The sequence below is a fragment of the Paenibacillus suaedae genome, from assembly GCF_032337355.1.
Classification (GTDB): Bacteria; Bacillota; Bacilli; order Paenibacillales; family Paenibacillaceae; genus Paenibacillus_B; species Paenibacillus_B suaedae.
On the sequence record NZ_JAVYAA010000002.1, the window covers coordinates 1,300,740 to 1,326,755 of the forward strand.

At 47.8% G+C, this 26,016-nt stretch carries 23 protein-coding genes; 4 read left to right on the top strand and 19 right to left on the bottom strand.

From position 1 onward, the window contains the following. Positions 1-14: 14 nt before the first annotated feature. From hisS to RQP50_RS13465, 4 genes are all read right to left on the bottom strand, one after another. Entirely contained in the window at positions 15-1,265 is a 1,251-nt protein-coding gene (hisS, locus tag RQP50_RS13450; RefSeq protein WP_268625943.1) for a histidine--tRNA ligase, read from the bottom strand. Between the two features lie 681 nt (positions 1,266-1,946). Continuing rightward, positions 1,947-2,090 carry a hypothetical protein gene (locus RQP50_RS13455; protein ID WP_162833953.1) on the bottom strand — a complete coding sequence of 48 codons (144 nt, stop codon included), beginning with the start codon at positions 2,088-2,090 and terminating at the stop codon, positions 1,947-1,949. Positions 2,091-2,155: 65 nt separating this feature from the next. Beyond that, positions 2,156-2,602: a D-aminoacyl-tRNA deacylase gene (dtd, locus tag RQP50_RS13460; RefSeq protein WP_072730360.1), complete on the bottom strand. Its 447-nt coding sequence runs from the start codon at positions 2,600-2,602 to the stop codon at positions 2,156-2,158. A gap of 128 nt (positions 2,603-2,730) precedes the next feature. Continuing rightward, positions 2,731-4,911, bottom strand: coding sequence for a RelA/SpoT family protein (locus RQP50_RS13465; RefSeq protein WP_072730470.1), 2,181 nt, complete (start codon positions 4,909-4,911; stop codon positions 2,731-2,733). Positions 4,912-5,255: 344 nt separating this feature from the next. Between RQP50_RS13465 and uraA the strand changes: the two genes are divergently transcribed. Further along, entirely contained in the window at positions 5,256-6,518 is a 1,263-nt protein-coding gene (gene uraA / locus RQP50_RS13470; protein ID WP_072730359.1) for a uracil permease, read from the top strand. 100 nt (positions 6,519-6,618) lie between these two features. On the opposite strand, the gene RQP50_RS13475 is transcribed toward uraA, so the two are convergent. From RQP50_RS13475 to RQP50_RS13500, 6 genes are all read right to left on the bottom strand, one after another. Continuing rightward, the gene (locus RQP50_RS13475) at positions 6,619-7,134 is read right to left on the bottom strand and encodes an adenine phosphoribosyltransferase (RefSeq protein ID WP_315745733.1); all 516 of its coding nucleotides are present in this window, start codon (positions 7,132-7,134) and stop codon (positions 6,619-6,621) included. 39 nt (positions 7,135-7,173) lie between these two features. Next, positions 7,174-9,603, bottom strand: a complete 2,430-nt coding sequence (gene recJ, locus RQP50_RS13480; RefSeq protein WP_315745734.1) for a single-stranded-DNA-specific exonuclease RecJ — start codon at positions 9,601-9,603, stop codon at positions 7,174-7,176. A 21-nt stretch (positions 9,604-9,624) separates the two neighbouring features. After that, complete coding sequence (locus RQP50_RS13485) at positions 9,625-10,575, bottom strand: cation diffusion facilitator family transporter (RefSeq protein WP_072730357.1); 951 nt, start codon at positions 10,573-10,575, stop codon at positions 9,625-9,627. Positions 10,576-10,722: 147 nt separating this feature from the next. Continuing rightward, entirely contained in the window at positions 10,723-11,634 is a 912-nt protein-coding gene (gene secF, locus RQP50_RS13490) for a protein translocase subunit SecF (protein ID WP_021257025.1), read from the bottom strand. Then, positions 11,624-12,892: a protein translocase subunit SecD gene (gene secD, locus RQP50_RS13495; RefSeq protein ID WP_072730356.1), complete on the bottom strand. Its 1,269-nt coding sequence runs from the start codon at positions 12,890-12,892 to the stop codon at positions 11,624-11,626. The genes secF and secD overlap by 11 nt, the downstream gene beginning before the upstream one ends. 107 nt (positions 12,893-12,999) lie before the next feature. Further along, entirely contained in the window at positions 13,000-13,254 is a 255-nt protein-coding gene (locus tag RQP50_RS13500; RefSeq protein ID WP_072730355.1) for a post-transcriptional regulator, read from the bottom strand. Between the two features lie 176 nt (positions 13,255-13,430). Here RQP50_RS13500 and spoVB point away from each other — a divergent pair, with 176 nt between their 5' ends. Further along, positions 13,431-15,083 carry a stage V sporulation protein B gene (spoVB, locus tag RQP50_RS13505; protein WP_315745735.1) on the top strand — a complete coding sequence of 551 codons (1,653 nt, stop codon included), beginning with the start codon at positions 13,431-13,433 and terminating at the stop codon, positions 15,081-15,083. A 2-nt stretch (positions 15,084-15,085) separates the two neighbouring features. On the opposite strand, the gene RQP50_RS13510 is transcribed toward spoVB, so the two are convergent. After that, positions 15,086-15,853, bottom strand: coding sequence for a DUF421 domain-containing protein (locus RQP50_RS13510; protein WP_072730354.1), 768 nt, complete (start codon positions 15,851-15,853; stop codon positions 15,086-15,088). A gap of 140 nt (positions 15,854-15,993) precedes the next feature. Continuing rightward, positions 15,994-17,307, bottom strand: coding sequence for an ArsB/NhaD family transporter (locus RQP50_RS13515; protein WP_021257030.1), 1,314 nt, complete (start codon positions 17,305-17,307; stop codon positions 15,994-15,996). A gap of 174 nt (positions 17,308-17,481) precedes the next feature. Between RQP50_RS13515 and RQP50_RS13520 the strand changes: the two genes are divergently transcribed. Further along, positions 17,482-17,880, top strand: a complete 399-nt coding sequence (locus RQP50_RS13520) for a TIGR04086 family membrane protein (protein ID WP_021257031.1) — start codon at positions 17,482-17,484, stop codon at positions 17,878-17,880. Between the two features lie 109 nt (positions 17,881-17,989). After that, a complete protein-coding gene (locus RQP50_RS13525; protein WP_021257032.1) occupies positions 17,990-18,850 on the top strand; it encodes a phosphatase PAP2 family protein in 861 nt (286 codons plus the stop codon). Between the two features lie 105 nt (positions 18,851-18,955). Here RQP50_RS13525 and yajC read toward each other — a convergent pair whose 3' ends face one another. The 7 genes from yajC to ruvC all read right to left on the bottom strand — a co-directional run bounded on the left by yajC (position 18,956) and on the right by ruvC (position 25,968). After that, positions 18,956-19,270 (bottom strand): preprotein translocase subunit YajC, encoded by a 315-nt coding sequence (gene yajC / locus RQP50_RS13530; RefSeq protein WP_021257033.1) that lies wholly within the window; start codon positions 19,268-19,270, stop codon positions 18,956-18,958. A 102-nt stretch (positions 19,271-19,372) separates the two neighbouring features. Next, on the bottom strand, positions 19,373-20,509 hold the full coding sequence (tgt, locus tag RQP50_RS13535; RefSeq protein WP_065292182.1) for a tRNA guanosine(34) transglycosylase Tgt: 1,137 nt from the start codon (positions 20,507-20,509) through the stop codon (positions 19,373-19,375). Between the two features lie 20 nt (positions 20,510-20,529). After that, positions 20,530-21,576, bottom strand: a complete 1,047-nt coding sequence (gene queA, locus RQP50_RS13540) for a tRNA preQ1(34) S-adenosylmethionine ribosyltransferase-isomerase QueA (protein WP_315745736.1) — start codon at positions 21,574-21,576, stop codon at positions 20,530-20,532. Between the two features lie 12 nt (positions 21,577-21,588). Further along, positions 21,589-23,754: a SpoIID/LytB domain-containing protein gene (locus RQP50_RS13545; RefSeq protein ID WP_315745737.1), complete on the bottom strand. Its 2,166-nt coding sequence runs from the start codon at positions 23,752-23,754 to the stop codon at positions 21,589-21,591. Between the two features lie 62 nt (positions 23,755-23,816). After that, positions 23,817-24,827, bottom strand: a complete 1,011-nt coding sequence (gene ruvB, locus RQP50_RS13550) for a Holliday junction branch migration DNA helicase RuvB (RefSeq protein WP_021257037.1) — start codon at positions 24,825-24,827, stop codon at positions 23,817-23,819. Between the two features lie 14 nt (positions 24,828-24,841). Further along, positions 24,842-25,468, bottom strand: a complete 627-nt coding sequence (gene ruvA / locus RQP50_RS13555; RefSeq protein WP_021257038.1) for a Holliday junction branch migration protein RuvA — start codon at positions 25,466-25,468, stop codon at positions 24,842-24,844. Then, a complete protein-coding gene (ruvC, locus tag RQP50_RS13560; RefSeq protein WP_036592604.1) occupies positions 25,465-25,968 on the bottom strand; it encodes a crossover junction endodeoxyribonuclease RuvC in 504 nt (167 codons plus the stop codon). Before ruvC ends, ruvA begins: the two co-directional genes overlap by 4 nt. Between the last annotated feature and the right edge of the window lie 48 nt (positions 25,969-26,016).

A 26,016-nucleotide genomic window follows, 5' to 3' on the forward strand; every position in this document is an offset into this window, starting at 1 on the left:
GGAATTGAGCCTAGTTAAGCTCTTTCGATTGCTTCAGCCAATTGCTCCAGCTTCACGAACTGCTGCTCTCCTGTTTCCAGATGCTTCAACGCGATCTCTCCACGTGCCAATTCGTCATCGCCGAGAATTCCTGCATACCGAGCCTTCATGCGATCGGCTGATTTCATTTGCGCTTTCATCTTGCGTCCTTGGTAGTCCTTCTCGGCAGCGATGCCAGCTGTACGCAATGCGTACAACAGCTTCGTCACCTCATCCTCTGCTTGTTCACCAAGTCCTACGAGATAAATATCAAGCGGCGGCTGCTCATTGCAGGCAATGCCTTGCTTATCAAGCAGAAGCACAATTCGCTCCATCCCTATACCGAAGCCAATACCTGTCTGCTCAGGACCGCCGATATCAGCGACTAGACCATTGTAGCGGCCTCCGCCCCCTACGGTATCAATGGCTCCAATCCCTTGGGCCTTATATTCGAATGCCGTATGCGTATAGTAATCCAAGCCGCGCACAAGACGGTGGTTCACTTCATACTCGACGCCCATCGCCGTTAAGTGCTGCTTCACCTTCTCGAAGTGTGTTGCACATTCTTCATCCAAGCTGTCCAGAATCGATGGTGCATTCGTGAACTTGTCCTGATCGACCTTACAGTCGAGCACACGCAGCGGATTACGCTCCATCCGGGATTGACAATCCTTGCACAGTGTCTCCTTCATCGGCATCAGGAAGCCAAGCAAAGTCTCGCGGTAAGCTGCACGGCTCGGTGCGTTGCCGACAGAGTTAATCTCGACGCGAACACCGCTCAAGCCAATATCCTTCATGAACTGATAGCCAAGAGCAACAATTTCAGCGTCTAAGCTAGGATCAACAGACCCGAAGGCTTCCACGCCGAATTGGTGGAACTGGCGATAGCGACCAGCCTGCGGGCGTTCATACCGGAACATCGGCCCCATGTAATACAGCTTCGTCAAGTCCGGTTCACCATACAGCTTGTTCTCTACATACGAGCGAACTACGCCTGCAGTATTCTCTGGACGCAGTGTCATGCTGCGGTCGCCCTTATCCCGGAACGTATACATTTCCTTCTCAACGATATCCGTTGTTTCACCAACACCACGCTCGAACAGCTCAGTCTGTTCGAAGATTGGAGTCCGGATTTCCTTAAAGTTGAAACGACGGCAGATATCCCGAGCTTTTTGCTCAACCGTTTGCCAAATTTCAACCGTGCCAGGCAGCAAATCCTGCGTACCCGTAGGTTTTTGATATGCCATGAGCGCTAACCTCCTAATCGTTTTGTCTATAAAATAAAAAATCTCCCGCCCCGCAAATGATTCATTTGCAAAGGGACGAGAGATGGTATGTTCCATTCACCCGTGGTGCCACCCACATTCCGCAATCGCAAGCATTGTGCCCTATATCGGCTGCACATTGAAATCTCCGATTACGCTTCATTCACGTGTAACGTACGTCATACGCCATACGGCTACTTGGACATTAGGTGTCCTACCTTGAGAGCTCAATGCTTTATCCAAGATCGATGCTTCTCGCTTCGCCGCAGGTTCTCGAGGATGTCATTCATCCGTCCATCATCAAGGTTCTTCCAGCCGTGGAACCTCTCTCTGCATATGTGGGTACGAATTACTTGTTCCTGTCATCAAATCATCATTTTCATTTACTGTAAAGTCGGAATATAAAGAACATTGTAAGGATGTAGCACGCTAAAGTCAAGAAAAAAACCTACATCACTGTAGGTTTATCAATAAGATATATTATTAAAAGGGGGTCATGTCTGTTATTATAGGTATCCAATGTTAAGGAAACATGAAACAAAGATTACAATAAGATTACAAAAAATAAAGCGCTTTATTTCTGGCTCTTCCTCTCCAACATCAAAGCAAAAAAATACGCCCCAAAAGGGCGCATCCACTGGTGTGATGCAGACTTCGATTAGTTTACCGCTTCATGCCTTCGCCATTTCGGCGTGTCGCTTGCCTGTGCTCTTCCTCTTGCTGCAATGCCGCAGCGGATTCACGCAGCGACTGCATTCCTGACAAGCAGCTGTACTGGATTGCTAACTGATGCAGGGACTGGCGCATCGAATCGCTCCTTTGCCTTGTGCGTCACAGAAGTGCCAGTTCTAGTATAGCCAGCCAGGTAGCTGTTATTCGGTACGGCTATCGACGACTAGCGTAACCGGTCCATCATTAATAAGATGCACATCCATCATGGCTCCGAACTTCCCAGTCGCAACTTCCAACCCTAGTGTACGGAGACGTTCATTGAATAAATCATATAGTGGTTCAGCCTGCTCAGGACGAGCCGCTGCCATGAAGTTCGGGCGTCTTCCCTTCCGACAATCCCCGTATAGGGTAAACTGAGACACCGATAAAATGCTGCCGCCTACATCCTGCACTGAGCTGTTCATTTTTCCAGATTCATCTTCAAAAATACGAAGACCTGCAAGTTTATCCGCCATCCATTCGATATCTCGATCTGTATCTTCGTGTGTAATGCCCACAAGAAGCATTAAACCCTGTCCAATGCTGCCAACCGTTGCTCCATCAACATCCACATGCGCCTCCTTGCAGCGCTGTACAACTACCTTCATGTCGTCATCCTCCTTGCAGTCCCATATTGCAGTCACAACACACAGGAGGCGGCGCTAGTTAAGCGTTCCTGTCATACGCCATTTTATCCTTCTATTACCAACACACCTGCATGTAAAAAGGCAGCGAATTATTGCATAATTCGCTGCACTGTATATACGTCTTTTACTCGTTTGATCTTCTCTACTACAGACTGAAGATGATCCGTATTTCGAATGAGAATCGTCATATGAATCATCGCCAGCTTATTACGGTCAGAACGGCCTGATACTGCTGCAATATTGGTCTTGCTCTCGGATACAGCCTGCAGCACTTCGTTCAAGAAACCACGTCGATCCATCCCGGTAATCTCGATATCGACACTATAATTCGCCTCAGCAGACTCTCCCCATTCCACATCAATCATCCGTGCAGCGTCTTCGCCATCCGTTGTCGATACGACATTCACGCAATCTGCCCGATGGACAGATACACCTCTGCCGCGGGTTACATAGCCGACAATATCGTCCCCCGGCACTGGATTGCAGCACCGTGCAAAGCGAACGAGGAGATTGTCAATTCCCTTAACGGTAATGCCGTGAGTCGGACGATGCTTGCGAACAGGCTCCTTCTTGACTTCCTTCACTTCATGCGTTAATTCAATCTGACTTGCTTCCTCGGCTTCCTTGCGCATCTTCTCCGTCATGCGGGTGCATACCTGCGCTGCAGTAATCCCGCTGAAGCCTACGGCAGACATCATATCTTCAATATCGTTGAAATTGAATTTCTTGGCTGCTTCCATCAGCTTCTCATCGGCCATCCATACGGATGTCTCGAGCCCAAGACGCTTCAGTTCACGTTCAATGGATTCCCGGCCCTTCTGCACATTCTCTTCTCGCTTCTCCTTCTTGAACCATTGCTTAATCTTGGAGCGCGCATGCGAAGATTGTGCGATCTTAATCCAGTCCGGGCTAGGACCATAGGAATGCTTTGAAGTTAAGATCTCAACGATATCCCCAGTCTTCAGCTGATGATCAAGCGGTACGATCCGTCCATTCACCTTCGCACCTATCGTCCGATTTCCAACTTCCGTATGGATGCGGAAGGCGAAGTCGAGCGGTACTGAACCGGATGGAAGCTCAATAACTTCTCCCTTCGGCGTAAATACAAATACGAGATCAGAGAAGAAGTCCATTTTGAGCGACTCTACAAACTCCTGGGCATCCTTGGTTTCCTGTTGCAAATCCAAGATTTCACGCAAGAAGTGCATCTTCTCTTCGAAGCTGCCGCCAATCGTGCCATTCCCCTCTTTGTAGGCCCAATGAGCTGCGATACCGTACTCGGCCGTACGGTGCATGTCCCAAGTGCGAATCTGAACTTCCGTAGGCTCGCCCGTAGGTCCGATGACCGTTGTATGCAAGGACTGATACATGTTCGTCTTCGGCATCGCAATATAGTCTTTGAATCTACCTGGCATCGGCTTCCACAGTGTGTGGATAATCCCTAAGGTCGCATAACAGTCTTTAATATTGTCGACAATAATTCGAATGGCAAGCAAATCATAGATCTCGTTGAACTGCTTGCTCTTCGCCGTCATTTTTTTGTACACACTATAAATATGTTTTGGGCGTCCTGACAGATCAGCTGTAATTCCCATCTCATCGAGTTTTTCTTTGATCCGGGAAATGACATCCGAAATGTACTGCTCACGTTCTGCCCGCTTCTTATGCATCAAATTCGCAATGCGATAATACTGCTGCGGATTCAAATACCGAAGCGCAATGTCCTCCATCTCCCATTTGATCGCGGAAATACCCAGACGATGCGCAATCGGACAGAAGATTTCCAACGTTTCATACGCGATACGGCGCTGGCTTTCCTCCGACTGATATTTGAGCGTTCTCATATTATGCAGTCTGTCCGCCAGCTTAATGACGATGACTCGGATATCATTTGCCATAGCTACGAACATTTTGCGATAGTTTTCATTTTGCTGCTCTTCTTTAGAGCGGAATTGGATGCGTTCCAGCTTCGTCAGTCCGTCAACGAGCATCGCGCATGTCTCCCCGAACTTAGCTCGCACTTCCTCCAGGGATACAGATGTATCTTCTACGACGTCGTGCAGCAAGGCCGCAACGACAGAGGTAGGATCCATCTGCATGCCAACAACGATGTCTGCAACGGCCAACGGATGCAATATATAAGGTTCACCGGATTTCCGGACTTGTCCGGTATGCGCTTTGTCCGCAAATTCGTATGCATCGCGGATGCGATCGAGATCCGGTTCTTTCATATAGGTCGCAGCTTTCTCAATTAAATGCTCGATACCCATTGGAGTCGACTCGGTTCCTTTCTTCATCCGGGGGCACCTCCCCTAGATTACAGAGTATCCTATAATTATGCCTTTATTCGGTGTCACTCGTCAATGGTTTCCGATCCTTATCATCCGTGAGTGGTGTTTATATATGTCGAAATTTGCAGAATAATCTCGATTCTTATGGGCATTTGACGTTTTTTTATGCAAATCGAGTAAAATGTTGTTGAAATGAAGGGGGCTTAACCTGTAAATTATATAGTTGGGTCTGAAAGCGGTAATTCAAGAAGCTCGAACTTTTTGAACACTGATTGTTTACACGCCCGAATACAACTACATATTTGAAAAAGGAGTGCATTCGCTTGCAACGCGAAATTCAAGTGCATGAAAAACCTGGCTTCGCTCCAGGACTGCTGCTCAGCATTCAACATTTGTTCGCCATGTTCGGTTCAACCGTGCTTGTACCTAACCTATTTGGGGTCGATCCAGGGATTGTACTGCTGATGAACGGACTAGGTACACTATTCTATCTCATTCTGTGCCGCGGTATGATTCCTGCTTATTTGGGATCGAGCTTCGCCTTCATTTCTCCGGTTATGGTCGTTCTCTCTGGTCATGCGGAGAATTATGCACAAGCACTTGGCGGTTTTATCGTATCGGGTATTATATTTATCGTAGTGGCTCTCATTGTCCAAATGGCAGGCACTCGCTGGCTTGACGTATTGTTCCCTCCTGCGGCGATGGGCGCCATTGTTGCGGTTATCGGTTTGGAACTTGTACCGGTTGCTGCCAACATGTCTGGCTTCATTCCTGCTGGCCCAGATGCCCCATTGGATGGGAAAGCAGTAACGCTCGCATTGATCACATTGGGTGTGACCGTAATCGGTAATGTTATGTTCCGAGGGTTCTTTAAGATTATCCCGATATTGATCGGTATTATTACTGGTTATGTGTCGGCTTACCTTATGGGCTATGTGAATATGGATAAGGTCGTTGAGGCATCGTTCATCTCACTGCCAACGGTTACTACCCCAGAATGGAATATGACTGCCATACTTACCATCATTCCCGCGGCGCTCGTCGTTGTCGTGGAGCATATCGGTCACTTGATGGTAACGAGCAACATTGTAGGAAAAGACTTATCCAAAGAACCTGGCTTGCATCGTTCCTTGCTTGGTAATGGTATTTCGACTGTCATTTCCGGTTTCATGGGCTCCACACCGAATACAACATATGGTGAAAATATCGGCGTTATGGCGCTGACACGCGTATACTCCGTATGGGTTGTCGGCGGCGCTGCTGTATTCGCAGTTATCCTGTCGTTCTTCGGCAACGTGTCCGCATTGATTGCGAACATTCCTGTTCCCGTTATGGGCGGCGTATCCCTGCTCTTGTTCGGGGTCATTGCTGCATCCGGTCTCCGCGTTCTTGTGGACTCCAAGGTTGACTTCAGCAAGCCGAAGAATCTGCTGCTGACAACACTCGTCATCGTCATCGGGATCAGCGGTGCCAAGCTCCAGTTTGGTGCTGTTGAATTGAAAGGGATGGCGCTTGCTACTGTGCTCGCAATCGTACTGAACCTGTTCTTCATCATTCTGGACAAGCTTCACTTGTCTAACGAATAGTATTGAATCATACAAAAAAATCCCTTGCACGCATCTTCATCTATCACGGAAGAAGAGACGGCAGGGGATTTTTATTATCGTTGCTTCACAAGAGAACGAATTAATATTGAATGAGCGAAATAACGTCGATGCCTTCGCCCAATTTGTCACGGCCGTTCAATTCACTAAGCTCAATCAGGAATACCGCACCAACGACTTCGCCGCCCAACTGACGAACGAGATCAATCGTTGACTTGATTGTACCGCCCGTAGCGAGCAGGTCATCTGCGATAAGCACTTTTTGGCCAGGCTGAATAGCATCCTTGTGCATAGCAAGCTTATCCTTGCCATACTCCAAGTCATAACCGACCTCAATCGTCTCTCCTGGAAGTTTACCACTCTTGCGGACAGGAATGAAACCAGCTCCGATAGACAATGCCAATGGAGCACCTACTACGAATCCGCGCGCTTCAGGTCCTGCTACGAGATCAATCTGCTTATCCTTTACGAGTTCATGCATCGCTTCAATGGTCGCCTTGTAGGCTTGGCCATCCTTCAACAATGTTGTTATGTCCTTGAAGCTGATGCCTGGTTGTGGGAAATCAGGAATCACCCGAATATGCTGTTTTAAATCCATTAAAAATCCTCCCTTGGAATTATCCAAATATAATATAGATTACTTGCAACGCGCTTCATCCCAATATGACCATATCCATGCCGCTAATTCCTCAGTCGCTGGTTCGTACCAGCGAGATTCCCAGGCCGCTGCGGTCATCCAATCCTGATAGCGCTGTGATTGTTCAAGTGATGTTTTCTTCGGCTGCTGTACAATGCTGTATACGCTGTTGTTCGAAGAAGATGTACAAGTAATAAAGTCCAATTCCTTAAATACTTCCATCAGCATCAGCAGTTCTCGTTCATTCATACGCAATCTCTTCGCAAGCGAAGACATCGTTGACACTTCCATATCCCAAGTGCCGACTCGCTTCAGCTCGCTATATGCATAGGCCATTCGATCACGACTAGGCGTGTACAGCCGCCCGCCTTCCGGCTGGCGCGGGAGTATGGCATGTATTCTTCCTACATTCGGAAGCTGATCTGCCAACCGCTTCAGCTCCCATTCCGATGGAGGGATACTGCACAGCACGAGCTCATGGATATGCTTCGACACGTTCTCAAGCATGGATTCATCCGCTGCCCATGCCCAGGAGCTCGGTATGACGGTAGGCCCTTCAAGCTCATCGCTATAAAACCAGACGAACGGTTCAGCGGCGTACACTCCTGCCTGCTCTCGTGTCATAAGTAGAGCGCTCGTCTGCGGTTCATCCTGCTCGAGTGTTCTTGCCAACTCAATCGCTGATTCAAGTGGACGAGCAGTTGCGCGACGATCGAATAGCTGTCGTTCTGTAATCTGGATATCCTGCATCATCAACTGCGGCTTGCGCTGTCCATTCCATTCATTGATCGACAGCTCTCCAAGCACATCAACCTGCACATCATTGGCAATTCGGAAGGACAATGCCCCTTTATGAAATGCCACCGCATCCAATGTAGCACGCTCTTTGCCTAACATCAACTTTAAATGTTGTCCTTCTTTCCCCATCGTGCGCTTATCGCGTACTACCGCGTTGCGAATAACCACACGCGGACTAGGATTGCCCATTCCGAACGGCGCTAGACGCCCTAATTGCTCAATTACTTCCAGCGGAACATCATCAAGCTCACATTCCGCATCGACTTCCGTGCATGGAATGTAATCATCCTCGGTCAATCTCTCCGCAGCCGTCTTATTCAAGCGCTCCTCCAGCTCGGATAATCGATCGCGATGAATCGTCATCCCGGCGGCAGCCTGGTGACCGCCATAGTGTTCGAACACCTCTGCGCATTCCGTCATCGATTCATATAAATCAAACCCTGCAATCGAACGGGCCGAGCCCTTGCAAAGTCCTGATTCTTCATCAATCCCAAGCACGAAGGTAGGCCGATAATAGCGTTCTGCAATCTTCGAAGCAACAATGCCGATAACGCCGACATTCCAGCCCTCTGCTGCGAGAACGATGACATTCGGAACCTCGCCTGTATCAGTCATCTTCTCCGTCAACTGCGCCTCTGCTTCCTTCACGATCCCTTCTACGATCTTCTGCCGCTCCTTATTCAATCGATCCAGTTCAGATGCATAAGCGATAGCTGTCTCATCCTCATCAGCCGTTAACAATTGAACCGCGATATCGGCATGATCGAGCCGACCGCTTGCATTTATGCGCGGGGCCATTGAGAAGGCAATACTTGTCGATGTTACTTCTGCTGGATCTATCGCGCCAATGGTCATCAAAGCGCGAATGCCCGCATATTGGGAACGAGCCATGCGTTTCAATGCTTCCTGAACAATGACTCGATTCTCTCCAAGCAGCGGCATCAAGTCAGCCACTGTTCCAATCGCAGCAAGCTCCAGATAATGTTCCGGCACATTGCCGAGTAATGCATGAGCCAGCTTAAAAGCTACGCCCACCCCAGCCAATCCCTTGAATGGGTAGGGGCAATAAGGAAGCTTCGGATTGACGAGGGCATATGCTTCTGGAAGCTGCTCAGGCGGCTCATGGTGATCCGTAACAACGATATCAATGCCAAGCTCCTTCGCATAGGCAACCTGCTCTACGGCACTAATGCCAGTATCGACGGTTACGATAAGCGTACAGCCTTGTGCCTTCGCATCATCAATCGCGCCATTGTTGAGTCCATATCCTTCATTCGCACGATGCGGGATATAGTAATCGAAGTTCGCCTCTAACTCTCTCATCAGGTAAATCATAAGCGAAGTACTCGATACGCCATCCGCATCATAGTCACCATAAATCCGAATTTTCTCTCCGCTATTTAACGCCCGTCTTATCCGTTCCACCGCTTCTTCCATCCCTGCCATGAGGAACGGGTCATGCAGCTGGTTGACATCAGCATGTAAAAACTGCTGGATCTGCTCCGCAGTGTCAATCCCACGTACGACCATCATACGAGCCAACAATGGCGATAATTTGGCTTCTTGTGCCAATTGACTCACTTGCTCGTCTGACGTTGCCGCGCAGATCCACCGTGAACGTGGATGAAGCATTCTTTATCTCCTTTATTATCCTTATTGCAGCAATGTGGAGGCATCGTCACCACGTGCTTCCTGAGATCGATAAGGGAATCCCGGATCGAATGGATTCACATGCACGAATACATCCGCTACATGGATAAACCGCTGCAATAAATGTTTTTTGACTCGCTTGGCAACCGCATGCCCTTCCGCTACCGTCAAGCGAGGATTGACGCTAATTTTGACATCTACAATCACATAATGTCCATGCTCGCGCGCTCGCAGCTCATCAACAGTAATCACACCGTCAACGGATTGCACTGCTCGAATCAGTGGATTCGCATCCTCATCATGCAGGACGTGATCCATGGTGGAGTGGATGGAGTCCAGTACGAGCCGATACCCCATTCGTAGGACGAGCAGAGCTACAACAGCACCCGCGATCGGATCTAAATAGAGAAGCCAGCTAATGCCTAGTCTGCCGCCAATCATTGCTCCCCCAACACCTACTAGTGCCGCAATAGACGAGTATACATCAGATCGATGCTCCCACGCATTCGCAATTAATGCCTGGGACGATAAGCGTTTGCCCAATCGGAACTTGTACTGGAACATACTCTCCTTCGCTACGATGGACAAAATAATAGCTGCCAGCGCATACCACTCTGGCACGACGACTTTTCCATTCCATATTGACTTAGCCGCAGAGATTGCCAGTTCTATTCCCACGACCAGCAGCAGTACAGATACGACAATTGCAGCAATCGATTCTGCCTTGCCGTGACCATATGGATGATCTTTGTCTGGAGGACGCTTAGCCGCCTTCAAACCGACTAGAACAGCGAATGAACCCGCTACATCCGAAGCAGAATGAAAGGCATCTGCGATAAGCGCCTGGCTCCCGGACAAAAATCCGGCTATTCCCTTGACTCCAGCTAATAAGATATTCCCGATAATTCCTACCCAGGCTCCCGTCTCCGCCTTGGCAAATCGGTCAGTAGACATGCAGCATCCCTCGTTTAATCATCATTGTGATCATGGCGGCTTACATAACGCCAAAACCGCGTCACAAACGGACGCGGCTTTATCGTATGTTTCTTAACTCCAGATTATGAGAGAAAAGAAAAACAAATGGTTTCTTTACAAAATAAATTACTTCGCTTCCTGCGGTTTAGCAGAAGCTTTTGGTTTCTTGCTCTCTTTGTTCTTCAATACGACCCACAGCGGGCTTGCAATGAAGATGGACGAGTAAGCACCGAAGCCGAGACCGAATAGAATCGCAAGTGAGAACATCCGGATTGACTCACTACCGAAGATGAACAGGCAGAGCGCCGTTACCAATACAGTCAATACTGTATTGATGGAGCGAGTGAGCGTTTGGTAGATACTGTCGTTAACCAAATGAGCCAAGTCATCCATACTCTTGATCTTCGAAAAACGTAAATTCTCACGAATCCGGTCAAAAATAACGATCGTATCGTTAATGGAATAACCGATGATCGTCAGCACCGCAATAATAAACGGCAGCGTGACCTCCAACCGGAAGATGGAGAACAAGCTGATAACCATAAATGCATCGTGCAGCAGGGCGACAACCGCTGATACGGCAAAGCGCCACTCAAAGCGGATGCTGACATAGATAATAATCCCGATACTCGCGATCAATACAGCGAGCAGTGCATTACGCTGCAATTCGCGGGCAATCTCTACATCAACCGTATTGATTTCCATGGAAGAGCCTTCATCAATCTTCTTCATGTCCGCCTTGAACTGCTTTTCGTGCTGCTCATCAAGAACTTCAGTGAAGCGTACGGTAATACGTTCCGCCCCCATCGTAATCGTAGGTTCTTTTTTGAAATTATATGTTTTCAGCAGTTCTTCCACTTGTGATTTCTCAATTTTCTTAGTTAGGTTGATATCCACATTCGTACCAGAGCTGAAATCAACTCCATAGTTCAATCCGAATATCGATAGAGACAACGCACCGAGAATGGTAATCACGATCGAGAAGATAAAGAAATATTTACTCTGATGAACAAAGTTGAATGTTCCCTTAAAGCGCACGGATTTCACTCTCCTTTACGCCAAAATATCCTGGCTTGCTCAATAACTTCGATTTCGCAAGCAGATGTAGGAACACACGAGACAAGAATACGTTTGTGAAAATACTGCAAATGACTGTCATCATCAAGATGAGTGCAAAACCTTTAACGGAGCTTTCACCCATGATGTACATAACAACACCCGCAATAATCGTCGTTACGTTTGCATCCATAATGGTTCTGAACGAGTTCTTTGAACCGGCCTTGAGTGCGGAGTTAATCGATTTACCGCTGCGCAGCTCTTCCTTAATCCGTTCATAAGTAATGATGTTCGCATCGACTGCCATACCGAGACCGAGAATGAATGCTGCAATACCCGGCAATGTCAGTGTAATATCAGCCAACCAGAACAACACCAGCAGAAGCCATGTGAACAAGACGAGCGAGAAGCTCGCAATTACCCCTGGCAAACGGTAAACAAGCAGCATGAACACGAGAATCAGTGCCGATCCGATCAAGCCGGCTTTCACCGTTTGTTCCAACGACAACTTACCTAGTGTTGCAGCAACACTTTGGGAGTATTTTTCTGTCAGTTTCAGCGGCAATGCGCCAAGGTTGATTTTGTCGCGAAGGTCATTCGCTTCCTCAACCGTGCGCTGACCAGTAATCGTCGCCTCTCCACCCGGAATCTCGTAGTTAACAGCCGGATCAGAGATCATATTCTCATCCATGAAGATTGCCAAATGATTGCGCTGCTCACCGGCAAGTGAAGCAAGACGTTTCGTCAATTCAGAGAATTTGCCTGCATCCTTCATCTTGATAGCTACAATTGGTTGGTGCAACTCGTTAAATACGACGCTCGCGCCACCCTCCTTGAAGTCTGTTCCCTGCAATTCCACCTTACAGTAGTCCGTGGCTTCCTTGCAGCCGTCAGAACTACGGAAGGTCAGCACAGAAGGCTCCTTCAATTTCTTGCGAACTTCTTCCTCATTCTTCACATCGGCAAGCTTGACACGAATCCGATCCGAACCTTCAATGATGATCTCCGGTTCGCTCGTGCCGTTAGCATCAATACGCTTAGCCAAGCTCTTCGCCGTTTGTTTCAACGCCTCATTTGTAATTTTGCCACCCGATTCAAGCGGCGATGCTTGATACAATATTTCAAAGCCGCCCTTCAAATCGAGCCCAAGACGTATACTGTTGACGATCGAAGGGCTTGTCCAAAAAATGACGCCTAGCGAAACGACAACGATGAGCAGGAATGCGGTCACCCTTTTCATATCGTCCCTAGTCCCCTTTCATATTCAATATTCCTATTATATCGGCGCTCATTTTTCGCGTCAATTTTAAGAATCATGGCAAACAAACAAAAAAAGGCCTCGCCTTATTAAAAGGGAGCGCCCCGATATGCGGCAACTGTCATATAATTCATAAATTGCGTTGCTTTAAGCGATAAAATATCATTTACAACCTTATGCAGAGCAGGTTCGATTCCATTTTTTACATACTTCGAACTTACACATTCCCATACATCCTTACCGGTAACGTGCTCATACCCAATCAAGCGCAATTCTTCTGCTTTGCTCTCACAGCACAGTTCAATTGCCTCGATACGTTCCGCATCACTAATCAGTTCTGTCATGCCGCATAACTCCCTTCTCCACGTTAGTCATAATTCGACCCTCTCCTCTTGAATTCCTGCTAATACGCAAGCTCTAGGCTGAAAATCTCCTCAACACTTTCGGTATGGTTTGTGGACAACCGCATATGAATGATATTGGGCAGCAATTACGTGCTGAAGTTTGCGCGAGAAGAGGGATGCTATTGTCAAAAAATACCTTACAAAAACAAACATTTATTCAAGGAACACTTATTTTATTGGCAGCCGGCATCGTGAACCGCATCCTTGGATTCATCCCACGCATTATGCTGCCGCGCATCATTGGAGCAGAGGGCGTAGGCATTTATCAGCTGGGATACCCCTTCCTCATCGTGATCATTACGTTAATAACGGGTGGGATTCCACTAGCAGTGGCCAAGCTTATCGCGGAGGCAGATGCTACAGGCGATCAACAACGAGTAAGACGGATATTGTCATTATCACTCAAAATAACGATTGGGGCATCCCTATTATTTTCAGTTGCCTTACTTGTTCTTGCACCATGGATTACGACGCACGTTCTAACGGACAGCAGAGTATATTATACGTTCATGGTGATGACCCCCATCATTATCGTGATTGCTGCCTCATCCGTGCTTCGAGGGTATTTCCAGGGCATGCAGAACATGATACCAACCGCGATGTCTCAAGTTACTGAGACCATAATACGGATATTTACCGTCATTTTATTTGCTTATATGGGCTTGCCTTACGGCTTAGAATGGGCGGCCGCTGGCGCCATGGCAGGTGTAGTGATTGGAGAGATCGGAGGATTTGCCGTACTTGCTTGGATGTATCACACGGCTCGAAAACGTCACTCTCAGAGCAGCGCTCAACAGCTCAATGCAGTGCAGCAACCAATTAAAGGTGGACAAGAACCAACGTTCGCAACCTCTTCCCCAGCTCAGGGCAATGTTTTACAAAGATTGCTGCAAATCGCGATTCCTGTTACAGGAGGCAAACTGGTTGGATCTCTGTCCTATTTATTGGAGTCCATCACAATCGCACGCAGTCTTGCAGCAGCCGGTATCATTACCGCAGTCGCAACGGCGCAATACGGAGCACTTCAAGGCATGATTATTCCTATTCTCACCTTGCCAGGAGCACTTACTTACTCTCTTGCGGTCTCACTCGTCCCTGCCCTGTCCGAAGCACTTGGCCGCAGAGATACGACCACCATTCAGAAGCGCATTCATCAGGCTCTCCGGCTTGCGCTCGTAAGCGGAGCACCTTTTGCTGTTGTTATGTTCGTACTGGCTGTTCCCTTATGTTCTCTGCTATACAATGATGCAACCGTTGCTCCAATGTTGAAATGGATGGCGCCTGTTGCTATTTTCATTTACCTGCAAGCCCCGCTCCAAGCTGCTCTCCAAGCGCTAGAACGTCCGGGAACAGCTCTCGTCAATACCTTCATAGGGGCATTTCTTAAAATTGGGTTGATTCTATGGCTCGCGGCAGATCCGAAATTAGGCATTACCGGCGCGGTCATCGCCATCAATGTGAACATCGTTGTCGTAACAACCATGCACGCATATAGTGTCGTTCGCCATGTTGGCCTTAAGCTTCCTTGGCTGGATTTCATCAAGGTTGGAGCCGCAATGATCATTACGGCCGGATGCATACAAGCAACATATATTCATTTTCCAGGTTCTACGGACGAGCATCTTGTACTTCGATTCATTATTTCTTGTATTGTTGGGATTGTTGTCTATATTCTGCTTCTTATCATGATGAAATTAATCGATCGCAGTGATCTTTCCCGCTTTCCGTTCTTTCGACGCTTCTTTCATGCGAAGCCTGATCCAAAATAATCTCAGCGCTTGAGCTCGCTCGGGTTGCTGTTAACGTAAATATGACCTTTATGGTCTATGGAACAGAAGAACACTTGCTTAAAATCATGGACACCCTTTTGTTGAATTTGATTTTTCAACCAGAACCGTGTCTTTTCGATGCTTAACAAATTCTGATCCTGTACCTTCCCCTCCATAATGAGCGGCAAGGGAAGGGATGTGAATTGATATTGGTGTGCTTCCGGCAGGGCGGGCTGTGTATTGGATGGTTTGGACTTGCTTTCCTTTTGCCCTTCCTGCTTGCTTGCATTCGAGCTCGATGAGTTCTGGTTTGGCTTTTCCTCACTTGCCTTAAATACGGACAATTCCCCTGTTGATTCTAAAATCGCGTAGGTAACATCATTGACGTTGTCGATCCCTTGTCCCCGCAGTTGCAGCATTAAATCATCCAGATTGTATCGCTGCTTCTTCATAACGTCCTGCTGCAGCACTCCATTGGCAATAATAATACTTGGACTCCCGTCAAATACTTCGCGCATTTTCGGGCTCTTTAACGTTACGAAGGCAAGTGTAACCTGGATGACGAGCAGTACAATGATCGGAGCAAATTCCACAAGAATGGGACGCTCTGAATCGTCAATCGTCATTACTGCAATATCTGCAATCATGATCGAGATGACGAGGTCAAAAACAGACAGCTTGCCGATTTCACGCTTACCCATTACTCGAAGAACAATTAATACCGCAAAATACATCAACACTGTACGAAAAACGACGGTCCAAAGTCCCATATGTTACGCCTCCCTCGCTGCCGATTGTCGCATTGCGATAGCCGCTTTCATTGGTATTCTGACCGCCGTGATCGTGAAGCATACTGCTTCTTTATTATTGAATTGTTCCCATCCTGTATCTTACAAATGGACGATTGTAATTATAGGATGAACAGCAAAATGTATCCTGTCGAAATCAAAAGCGAGATAATCGTAATCGGCGCACCTATTTTCAAAAAGTCCATATAGCTAAAACCATGACCCTCACGCTGGGCCATACCCGCCACAATGACGTTGGCAGATGCACCTATCAGCGTTCCGTTTCCGCCAAGACATGCACCAAGCGCAAGTGACCACCAGAGTGGATTCAATTGGTTCGGGTCTGTAATCCCCATCTGCGTCCCGATATCCTGCAAGAGAGGAATCATTGTCGCGACGAACGGGATGTTGTCAATCGTAGCCGATGCAATACCGGATACCCACAGGACGAGCATCGAAGTCTTGGTCATATCTCCGTTCGTAAGTCCGAGCGTAAGTTCTGCAAGACGATTGATGACACCTACTTGAATCAAGCCGCCAACAAGGATGAACAATCCGATAAAGAATAGGATCGTAACCCACTCGACTTGATGAAGTGCCTCTTCAAGCTCCTCCTCATTTTTCAATCCGATGAGCATCAAGATTGTTGCTCCTGCCATTGCGACAACAGCTGCCTCAACGTGAATGACTGAATGGAGTGCGAAGCCAAGAATCGTAAAAATAAGCACAGTAAGGGACTTCTTTACAAGCTTAGCGTCTGTAATGTATGAAGCTGCAGACAGCTCCATCAATGCTTGCCGCTGCTCGTCCGACACATGCAACTGTTTGCGGTAGATGAACAGCAAGCAGCCGATTATGACGATTGCGATGACAAACACAATTGGAGCCAGATGCGTCAAAAACATATTGAAAGTCAGATGCTTATTGGCAGATCCAATCATAATATTCGGCGGATCGCCTATTAGGGTTGCTGTTCCCCCTACATTCGATGCGATAACCTCCGCGATTAGAAATGGCACTGGGTTGATTTTCAACATACGTGTAATGGAAAACGTAATCGGCACCATGAGCAGCACCGTCGTTACATTATCCAAAAATGCAGATCCTACCGCTGTGAGCAGGAACATAATGAGCATGATGCGCTTCGGATGTCCCTTAGCCCGCTGTGCTGCCTTGACAGCAGCGTATGAGAAGATCCCGCTCTTGTTCGTAATCCCTACCAGAATCATCATACCAACGAGCAGGAACAGCGTATTCCACTCGATATAGGTTGTAAATGCCATATGTACATCTACAATCTGCAGGACGAGCATCGCAACTGCGCCTAAGAGCGCAATAACGGCTCGGTTAATCTTCTCCGAAATAATGATGGCATACGTGATTAAAAACACAATGACCGCCGCGGTCACTTGCCAATTTGCTACAGTATGTCCCACAAGACTCCATCCCTCTCTACCTTATAAGGCTCTGATTGCAACTTTCTTCTTTACTGACCTTTTGTTCACACATTATAACGCTGTCTTTTTTTTTCGTCTATGCCTTGTACTAAATTGGATAGCTTGCCCATACGATGAATACTAATCATAGAAATGATGGGAGGAGCGTGTAAGATGAATGCGATTCAGAATGTAACGCGCTGGAAATTAGGCCACCCGCTAGTGGCGGGAATCGTCTACGCCTTCGTTTGGATGGCTCTCGGTGCACTCGCCTTGTCAGTCTTGCTATATTCAAGCTCAACTAGTGAGGACGAAATGAAAGGCTATATTTATATTATCCATTGTATCGCTCTTTTTATCGGTGGATGGACTTCTGGCAGAAGAAGCGGCAAAAAGGGCTGGTACTATGGAGGAATGACAGGAATCTTCTACGTGCTGCTCGTCATGCTGATTGGTTTTTTGGCAATGGATGCAGGGGTAAGCGTACAAAAACTCGTCCAAACAGTAGCAGCGTTCGCTGTCAGTGCAATTGGGGGTATTATCGGTGTAAATATGAGCAAGTCCGGCCAGTAAGGAGGGAAGCCTTGAGTTCGAATGATCGCATCATGTAATCCCCACCCAATTGTGTTATACTATTGGAGTTTACAAAACGGCAATGTGACATTACATTAGGGGGATTCTCGTGGTTCTATTTCAATCCATGCAGACTGTCACGCTGTGGACCATCGTAACCGTCATTGTGCTCGTCTGGTTCGGTTCACGCAGACAGCCGCTAGCTGTCGCTGGAGCATTTCTACGATCACTGTGGACATCACGTTCTTTTCTTATTGCTCTCATTGCGATGGTGCTTATTCTCATGGTCAACGGCATGGAGCTTACGCTCGAAAAAATGCTGCAGATTAATTGGGATTTCACTTCCAATATTCATCAACTCGAAGGGCAATTCGTATACAGTGTACAGCAGATTTTCAATCATCCGTTATTAACGCAATTTGTTTCCTTTTTCTATATTGTTGTCTTTCAAGCACTTATCGTAGCCTCACTCGGGATTTATACAACAAACGGGAATATCCGAATGGCGCACGCTGTATGCTATGCCATTATGATTAACTACATCGTAGCTATCCCATTCTATTTATTTTTCCCAGTTAATGAGGTATGGTCGTATGCACCAGCCGGGGTCAGCTTCCGCATGCTGGAGGTGTTCCCGAACTTCGAGGAGCAATATCGCGCATTCTCTGGTATCGATAATTGCTTCCCAAGCTTGCATACGTCGATCTCCGTAACGGTCGCTCTGCTCGCTTCACAGTCTGGCAATCGCAGATGGGCCATCTTTACGGCCGCAAGTGCAATTATTATTGTGTTCTCGATCTTCTACCTCGGCATTCACTGGTTAACTGATATGCTGGCTGGAACTGTACTTGCTATGGTTGCATCATGGGTAGGCTTGAAGCTTGCTGGTGTTCAACCCAAGCTCAGCTTGCTGCCAGATCGGCAGAAGACATTCAGCAAGTCTTATACCAATTCCAACGACATAAGCTAATCATGCTCCTACTCCCTTCGGCATACGGCGCATGATGCAATGAAAGAAGGGGCTCGCCAATTGCATCTCATGCAACGGTGAGCCCCTTCTCCTATGCTTGGCATCTTAGGATGCGCTTGAAGATTCATCTACAGATACAACTTGACTAATTGCACTGCGATCGAATGTCATTTTTGTAACGTCATTTACACGCAACACGACTGTGTCGTCCGTAATTTCCATGATGCTGCCATGAAGACCGCCAATCGTTACGATCTTGTCTCCCTTTTTCAATGCACCAAGCATTGAGTTCCGCTGCTTCTGCTTCTTCTGCTGAGGACGGATTAACAAGAAGTAAAATACTGCAAACATCAAGACGAACGGCAACAACATTTGAAGAAACCCACCAGTTCCTCCTGCCTCTGCTCCTGCTATCAACATGTATGTATCCCCCTTTCAAATAATGAAATTATTATGTATAGACTGCCGAACGAGCTGAAGCATCCACGAATGTGAACGATTCAGCAGGCAGCATGTCTACTGTTAGAACCCGCTCTCGTTGCGGTCCATTCCATAAGCTTCAAAGAATTCGTCTCTGAAATCGCGCAGTCGATCTTCACGGATCGCCTCGCGTACTTGACTCATTAAGTTCACCAGGAAATACAGGTTATGATAAGTCGTCAAGCGAAGACCAAATGTCTCATCTGCCTTAATGAGATGGCGCAAATACGCACGCGAGTAGTTGCGGCATGTGTAGCAATCGCACTTCGGATCAAGCGGCCCGAAGTCACGAGCATACTTCGCATTCCGTACAACAAGACGGCCTTGGCTTGTCATAGTCGTACCATTGCGAGCGATGCGTGTAGGAAGTACGCAGTCGAACATGTCCACTCCGCGCATAGCTCCCTCGATCAAAGCATCCGGTGATCCAACCCCCATCAAATAGCGGGGCTTATTAGCCGGAAGCAACGGAGTTGTGTAATCCAGCACCTCGTACATCAAGTGTTTCGGTTCACCTACACTAAGTCCTCCAATAGCATACCCCGGGAAATCCATCGAAGTCAAATCCTTCGCACTCTGGCGGCGAAGGTCTTCATACATGCCACCTTGGATAATCGCAAACAGTGCTTGATCGTGTGGTCTAGCATGGCTCTTCAAACAACGTTCCGCCCAACGAGTTGTACGCTCAAGCGATGGCTTGATATATTGAGGTTCAGCCGGATACGGAGGACATTCATCGAATGCCATCATAATATCAGAGCCTAACGCATTTTGAATCTCCATAGCCTTCTCTGGAGACAAGAAGAGCTTGTCCCCATTCAAGTGGGAACGGAAGTGAACCCCTTCTTCTTCAATCTTACGCATATCGCTAAGACTAAATACCTGGAACCCGCCGCTATCCGTCAAAATAGCCCGATCCCAATTCATAAACTTATGAAGCCCGCCAGCTTCGCGAATGATTTCATGCCCTGGACGAAGGAAGAGATGGTACGTATTGCTCAAAATAATCTTAGCTTCCATCTCTTTCAACTCTTCTGGGCTCATCGTCTTTACCGTTGCCAATGTCCCAACAGGCATGAAAATTGGTGTTTCGAAGGAGCCGTGTGGGGTATGAACCTTGCCAAGCCGCGCTCCCGTCTGCTTGCATGTCTTAATTAATTCGTAAGTAACTGCTGCCATAATTGTATCTCATCCTTGTATTAGGTTTCCGGTGCATTATCATAAATGAACATGGCGTCGCCAAAGCTGAAGAAGCGATATTCCTGCTCAATTGCTTCCTGATAGGCAGCCATAATATGTTGACGGCCAGCTAGTGCGCTGACAAGCATCACTAATGTCGATTTCGGGAGGTGAAAGTTCGTTAGTAGCGAGTTCACAAGCTTGAATTCATAACCTGGATAGATAAAAATGTCTGTCCAGCCCGAACACGGCTCAATCGCCTTTCCGACGAATCTCCCTGCAACCGTTTCTAGTGTTCTTGCTGATGTAGTTCCTACTGCAACTATACGGCCGCCTTTCTCTTTCGTTTCATTAATTGTTCGTGCCGTCTCTGCACTCACTTCATAATATTCCGAATGCATGACATGCTCTTCAATCGTATCAGAAGACATAGGCCGGAACGTGCCCAATCCTACATGGAGGGTGACATAAGCAATTCGAGCTCCCTTATTTTCCACTTCTGCTAAGAGCTCTTTCGTAAAGTGCAATCCTGCCGTAGGTGCAGCAGCAGATCCCTCGTGCTTCGCATACACGGTCTGATAACGTTCACGATCATCCAGCTGTTCTTTAATATATGGAGGAAGAGGCATTTGCCCAAGCTCATCCAATATTTCATTGAAAATGCCCTCATATGTGAAGCGTAGCAATCTCGCCCCCATCTCACGCTCTTCCAACACTTCCGCTTTCAACTTATCACCGAACACTACAACCGTTCCCAGCTTGACTTTCTTCCCTGGCTTCACGAGCGCTTCCCAGCAATCATTCTCTTCCTGCTTGAGCAAGAGAACTTCCACCTTAGCTCCCGTATCTTCCTTAACTCCGAACAACCGCGCAGGGATAACCCGAGTGTCGTTCAGTACCAATAAATCGCCCGGCTGTAAATAATTAATGATTTCAGGGAATGTATGGTGCTCCATTTCACCAGTCTGGCGATTCAATGTTAATAATCGAGATGCAGTCCGTACTGCCAACGGTGTCTGCGCAATCAAATGCTCTGGTAAATGAAAATCATATAAGTCCACATTCATCTGCTATCCGTCCTAACGCTTCACTAGCTCTACATTTTTGTAATAGTATTGCAAAATCGCTTTATAGTCATACCCTTGATCGGCTAATCCCTTGGCACCCCATTGCGACATTCCGATTCCGTGCCCATTACCTTTGCCAACAAACAAGAACGATGTCGCTTCTACGACTGGCTTCTGCTCTTCCTTGGTAGGCGACACTTTGCTTGTCGTACCTTTCCCATTCACAGCTACCATGCTGCTTGGGAGCTTCCCGCTTGTCTTGCTGCTGCCGCTGACAACACGAAGCTGTGAGGTATCTTTAACGGATTGTAATTTGCCGTCTGCCCCAACGATAGAAATCGAGGATGTGCCTGTCCCGCTGCCATTGCTGAGGACATCAGACACCACACCTGATCCGCTAGGAACGATATCGAACAATGTACTCGGCAGACCGCCAAATGCATAACGGAAGTTGTCTGGATAACTAACCGCGACAGGCTTGCCATTAGCTTCGATCTTGACAGCACGTCCAGATGGACCTCTTTCCGTAACCGCTAGAGTCTTAATCGTTCCGCTTAATGTCGTGTCTGTCCGATCCTTCAGCCAGCTGGTAATCTGCTCCGCTGTATAAGGGCCTCGTACCCAATTCATTTCATTATTTTCTTTAATCGTTTCAAGCACAGTTAACTTTGTACCCTTATCGACCTTCCCTACAGGCTGAACGTCTGTCTGAATAGCCGGTGTTGGGCGTACATTCGTACCATTTTCAAGAACGGTTGCCGTCTGCCCGGATAGACTCACTACATCCTCACGAACATATCCTGTCTTACCATCTGGCAAGGATACGCGATACCATGATTTGGAACCTGCCTCTGCGACATCGTCTGGACTATCGACAACTTGGAAGTAATCGTAAGAGCCCCCCCAGACTTCCATCGGATCAGCCGTCTTGCCGCCTGCATTGGAATTGAAAATGGCCTCGATTAGCTTGCCGTTCTGCATCAACACTTCTCCAGCAGTCTCTTCCACGGCTCTCTTAATGTCTGGATGCTCTTTCTCCACGCCGAAGTAGGCTTGGCTTAATGTTGTATCTACCACATTAGCAATCTCGAATTTGTCCCCTTGATACAGTGCAAATGTACGAGCGGCTACTGCCTGTGCTTTCAATGCATCCATCGGCCAGCTGGAATAGACCTCTCCACCAACGACCGATATCAAATATTCTTCAAGCGGCACTTCATTAACCAGCGCCAGCTTGTCCTTATATAGACTAACCTCCATCACGCCGCGGTACGCTCTTCCGCTTCGTTCGCTTACCTTAATCGTCGTCGTCGTTTTCGGCTTCACAATCCACTTCGCACTGCCGTATACGCGGTAATGAGGAGTAAGCGCGTTGCCAGTCGATTCCATGCTATGTACAGCAGCACCTTGGGCTTGTACAGCACCCGCCGCATATCCCTTCGATGCGACTACCGATTGTATCCCGCTAAGCTGTGCATCCGAAGCAGCTTGTCCTGCCCAGACCGCTGTCCGCACTCCACTATCCGTTGCCAATGTAACCACATAAGCATCAAGATCTGCATCCAACAAGGATTGTTGTACATTTTTGGCCTCATCTTGGGAGCCATATGTGCCAGCTTGCACATAATGGGGGCCAACGACGGATGGTTCATATCCCTTCACCGTCATTCCACGCATCTTGTCCATAGCTTGGGAGGCAGATTTGCTGGTTGTATAGCTGCCAGCATAGACAGCGAAGAATGTCGTTCCACGTCTTGGAATCTGGGTAATATATGCTGGCCCTGAAGACTGTGCCTTCTTCATAACCGATTGCGCCTCAGATAAATCATCGGTTTCGAGTAATTTCACTTTATAATCATCCGCACTAAAGCGAGCTTGTCCACCATCCACATCAATGCTGCCTTTGGAACTCGCTCCAATTCGTGCTTCCAATTGCAGCGATGCTGTGGAGGCCAGAGACAGGAGCGATGTTTGCCCAGGTGATCCTTTGCTCAAATTAGCGAACAAAGCCACTCGGATATGATTCTGAAGAGCAGCTTGCTCAGGTCTTGCTTCGTTACTTGCTGCCGCATACGCGACGTTAGCTGGCTGTATAAGAGCATACGGAGCTCCACATAGCAGCAGAGCCCCCGTAAGCACACTTGCAACGGATCGGATAACGTTCCTGTTGTTATTCAAGTTTCCCCATTCCTTTCCTCTGTCACGTCTCCTCTGCATACGCCAATTTGTACGCGTTTTACTTAATTTTGTTCCGGTATAGGCAATCCTAAATGAGTATAGGCTTGAGGGGTAACCATTCTACCCCGAGGTGTCCGCTGAAGAAAACCGATTTGCAGCAAATACGGCTCGTATACATCCTCGATGGTCTGGCTCTCTTCGCCAATCGTTGCCGCAATCGTATCCAGCCCTACTGGGCCTCCACGGAAATTCGTAATCATCGTGCGCAGCATTTTGTGATCAATTTGATCAAGGCCAAGTGGATCAACCTGAATAAGGCGCAGCGATTCCTTCGCAATGGCTGCGGTAATGATGCCATCACCACGTACTTGCGCAAAATCTCTCACCCGCTTTAATAATCGGTTAGCAATCCGCGGCGTCCCTCTTGATCGAACAGCAATCTCATCCGCTGCTTCCCCCACAATTTGGACTTCCAATATGTCCGCGGCACGCGACACGATATAGCTCAATTCATCCTTATTGTAGAACTCCAAGCGGCTCACAACACCGAAGCGATCACGAAGCGGAGCCGAGAGTAATCCCGCTCTAGTTGTGGCACCGATCAAGGTGAACTTCGGCAGATCCAGACGAACGGATCTGGCGCTCGGCCCCTTCCCGATAATAATATCGAGTGCAAAGTCCTCCATAGCCGGATACAATACTTCTTCTACAGTCCGATGCAGTCTATGAATCTCGTCTATGAAGAGGACATCCCCTTCCTGCAAGTTCGTTAGCAATGCCGCGAGATCGCCCGGTCTCTCAATCGCCGGCCCCGAAGTCGTACGAATATTTACGCCAAGCTCATTGGCAATAATGTTAGATAAGGTCGTCTTTCCAAGACCAGGAGGTCCATACAGCAGGACATGGTCAAGCGCTTCCTTGCGGAGCTTAGCAGCTTCAATGAAAACCTTCAAATTATCCTTCACCTGCGACTGACCGATATACTCGGACAAATAACGCGGTCTTAGGCTTAACTCGACTGCCTGATCTTCCATCATGCAATTGGCTGATATGATGCGTTCGTGCTCTTCCATCTTAACCGCCTTTCTTATCCTTTAAACAACGCCTGCAGCGCCTTCTTCATTAAAGAATCTACACTTTCATCCGCATGAATGCGATGTTGCAAGTCATTCCATACACGATCAAGTTCTGTCTCTGTATATCCCAATGCTTTGAGTGCTTCTCTAGCCTCTGACCATACATTGCCGTCCACACTGTCATCGTCTGCTACTGTGACATTCATGAACAAGGCGTCCGGATGGATATCCAGTCCGATACCGTCCAGCTTATCCTTCAGATCCAGAATGATACGCTGAGCCGTCTTCTTGCCGATACCCGGCAGCTTCGTTAAGAACACAATATTCTCTTGCTGAATGGCAGTTACAACTGCTTCCGGCTTGCCACAGCCTGCTAGAATGCCAAGCGCTACCTTCGGCCCTACTCCGTTCACATCGATCAGCCTGCGGAATAGCTTCTGCTCCTCTCGCGAGCTGAATCCAAAGAGCAATGTTGCATCCTCACGCACATGATAATGAATATATACGGTGACTGCCCCTTCCTGCTTTGCAAAAGCATAGGGATTCGGGGTAAAGACACGGTACCCAACGCCTTGAACATCCAAGACGATATATTCGGTTTCTAAATGAGCAACCTGTCCACGCAAAAAATCGATCATGATCGCCATACTCCATTCAATTTGTCATTAAGCCCACTCGAATGCGCATGGCATATCGCCACCGCAAGAGCATCAGCAACATCATCGGGCTTCGGTATCTCCTTCAGCTTCAAGAACAGCTTCACCATCTCTTGAACCTGCTTCTTCTCTGCCTTCCCATAACCAACAACAGCCTGCTTCACCTGCATGGGCGTATATTCTGCAATCGGTATGCCGCGCTTGGCAGCTGCTAGAATGATAACACCGCGTGCTTGTCCAACAGCAAACGCATTCGTGACATTTCGATTGAAGAACAATTTCTCTATTCCCATAGAATCTGGTTTATACTTGTCTAGCAGCTGCTCCGTAGCTTCATACACCTGCAGCAGCCGCATCTCCGGCGCTGTCGAAGGTTCTGTCTGAATACAGCCATATTGTACAGGTACAATCCGACTTCCTTGTTTATCTACAAACCCAAATCCTGCAATCGCAATCCCTGGGTCAATCCCCAAAATACGCAAAAAAAATCTCTCCCTCACCGCATCCATGTACCAGTAAGCGAACATATG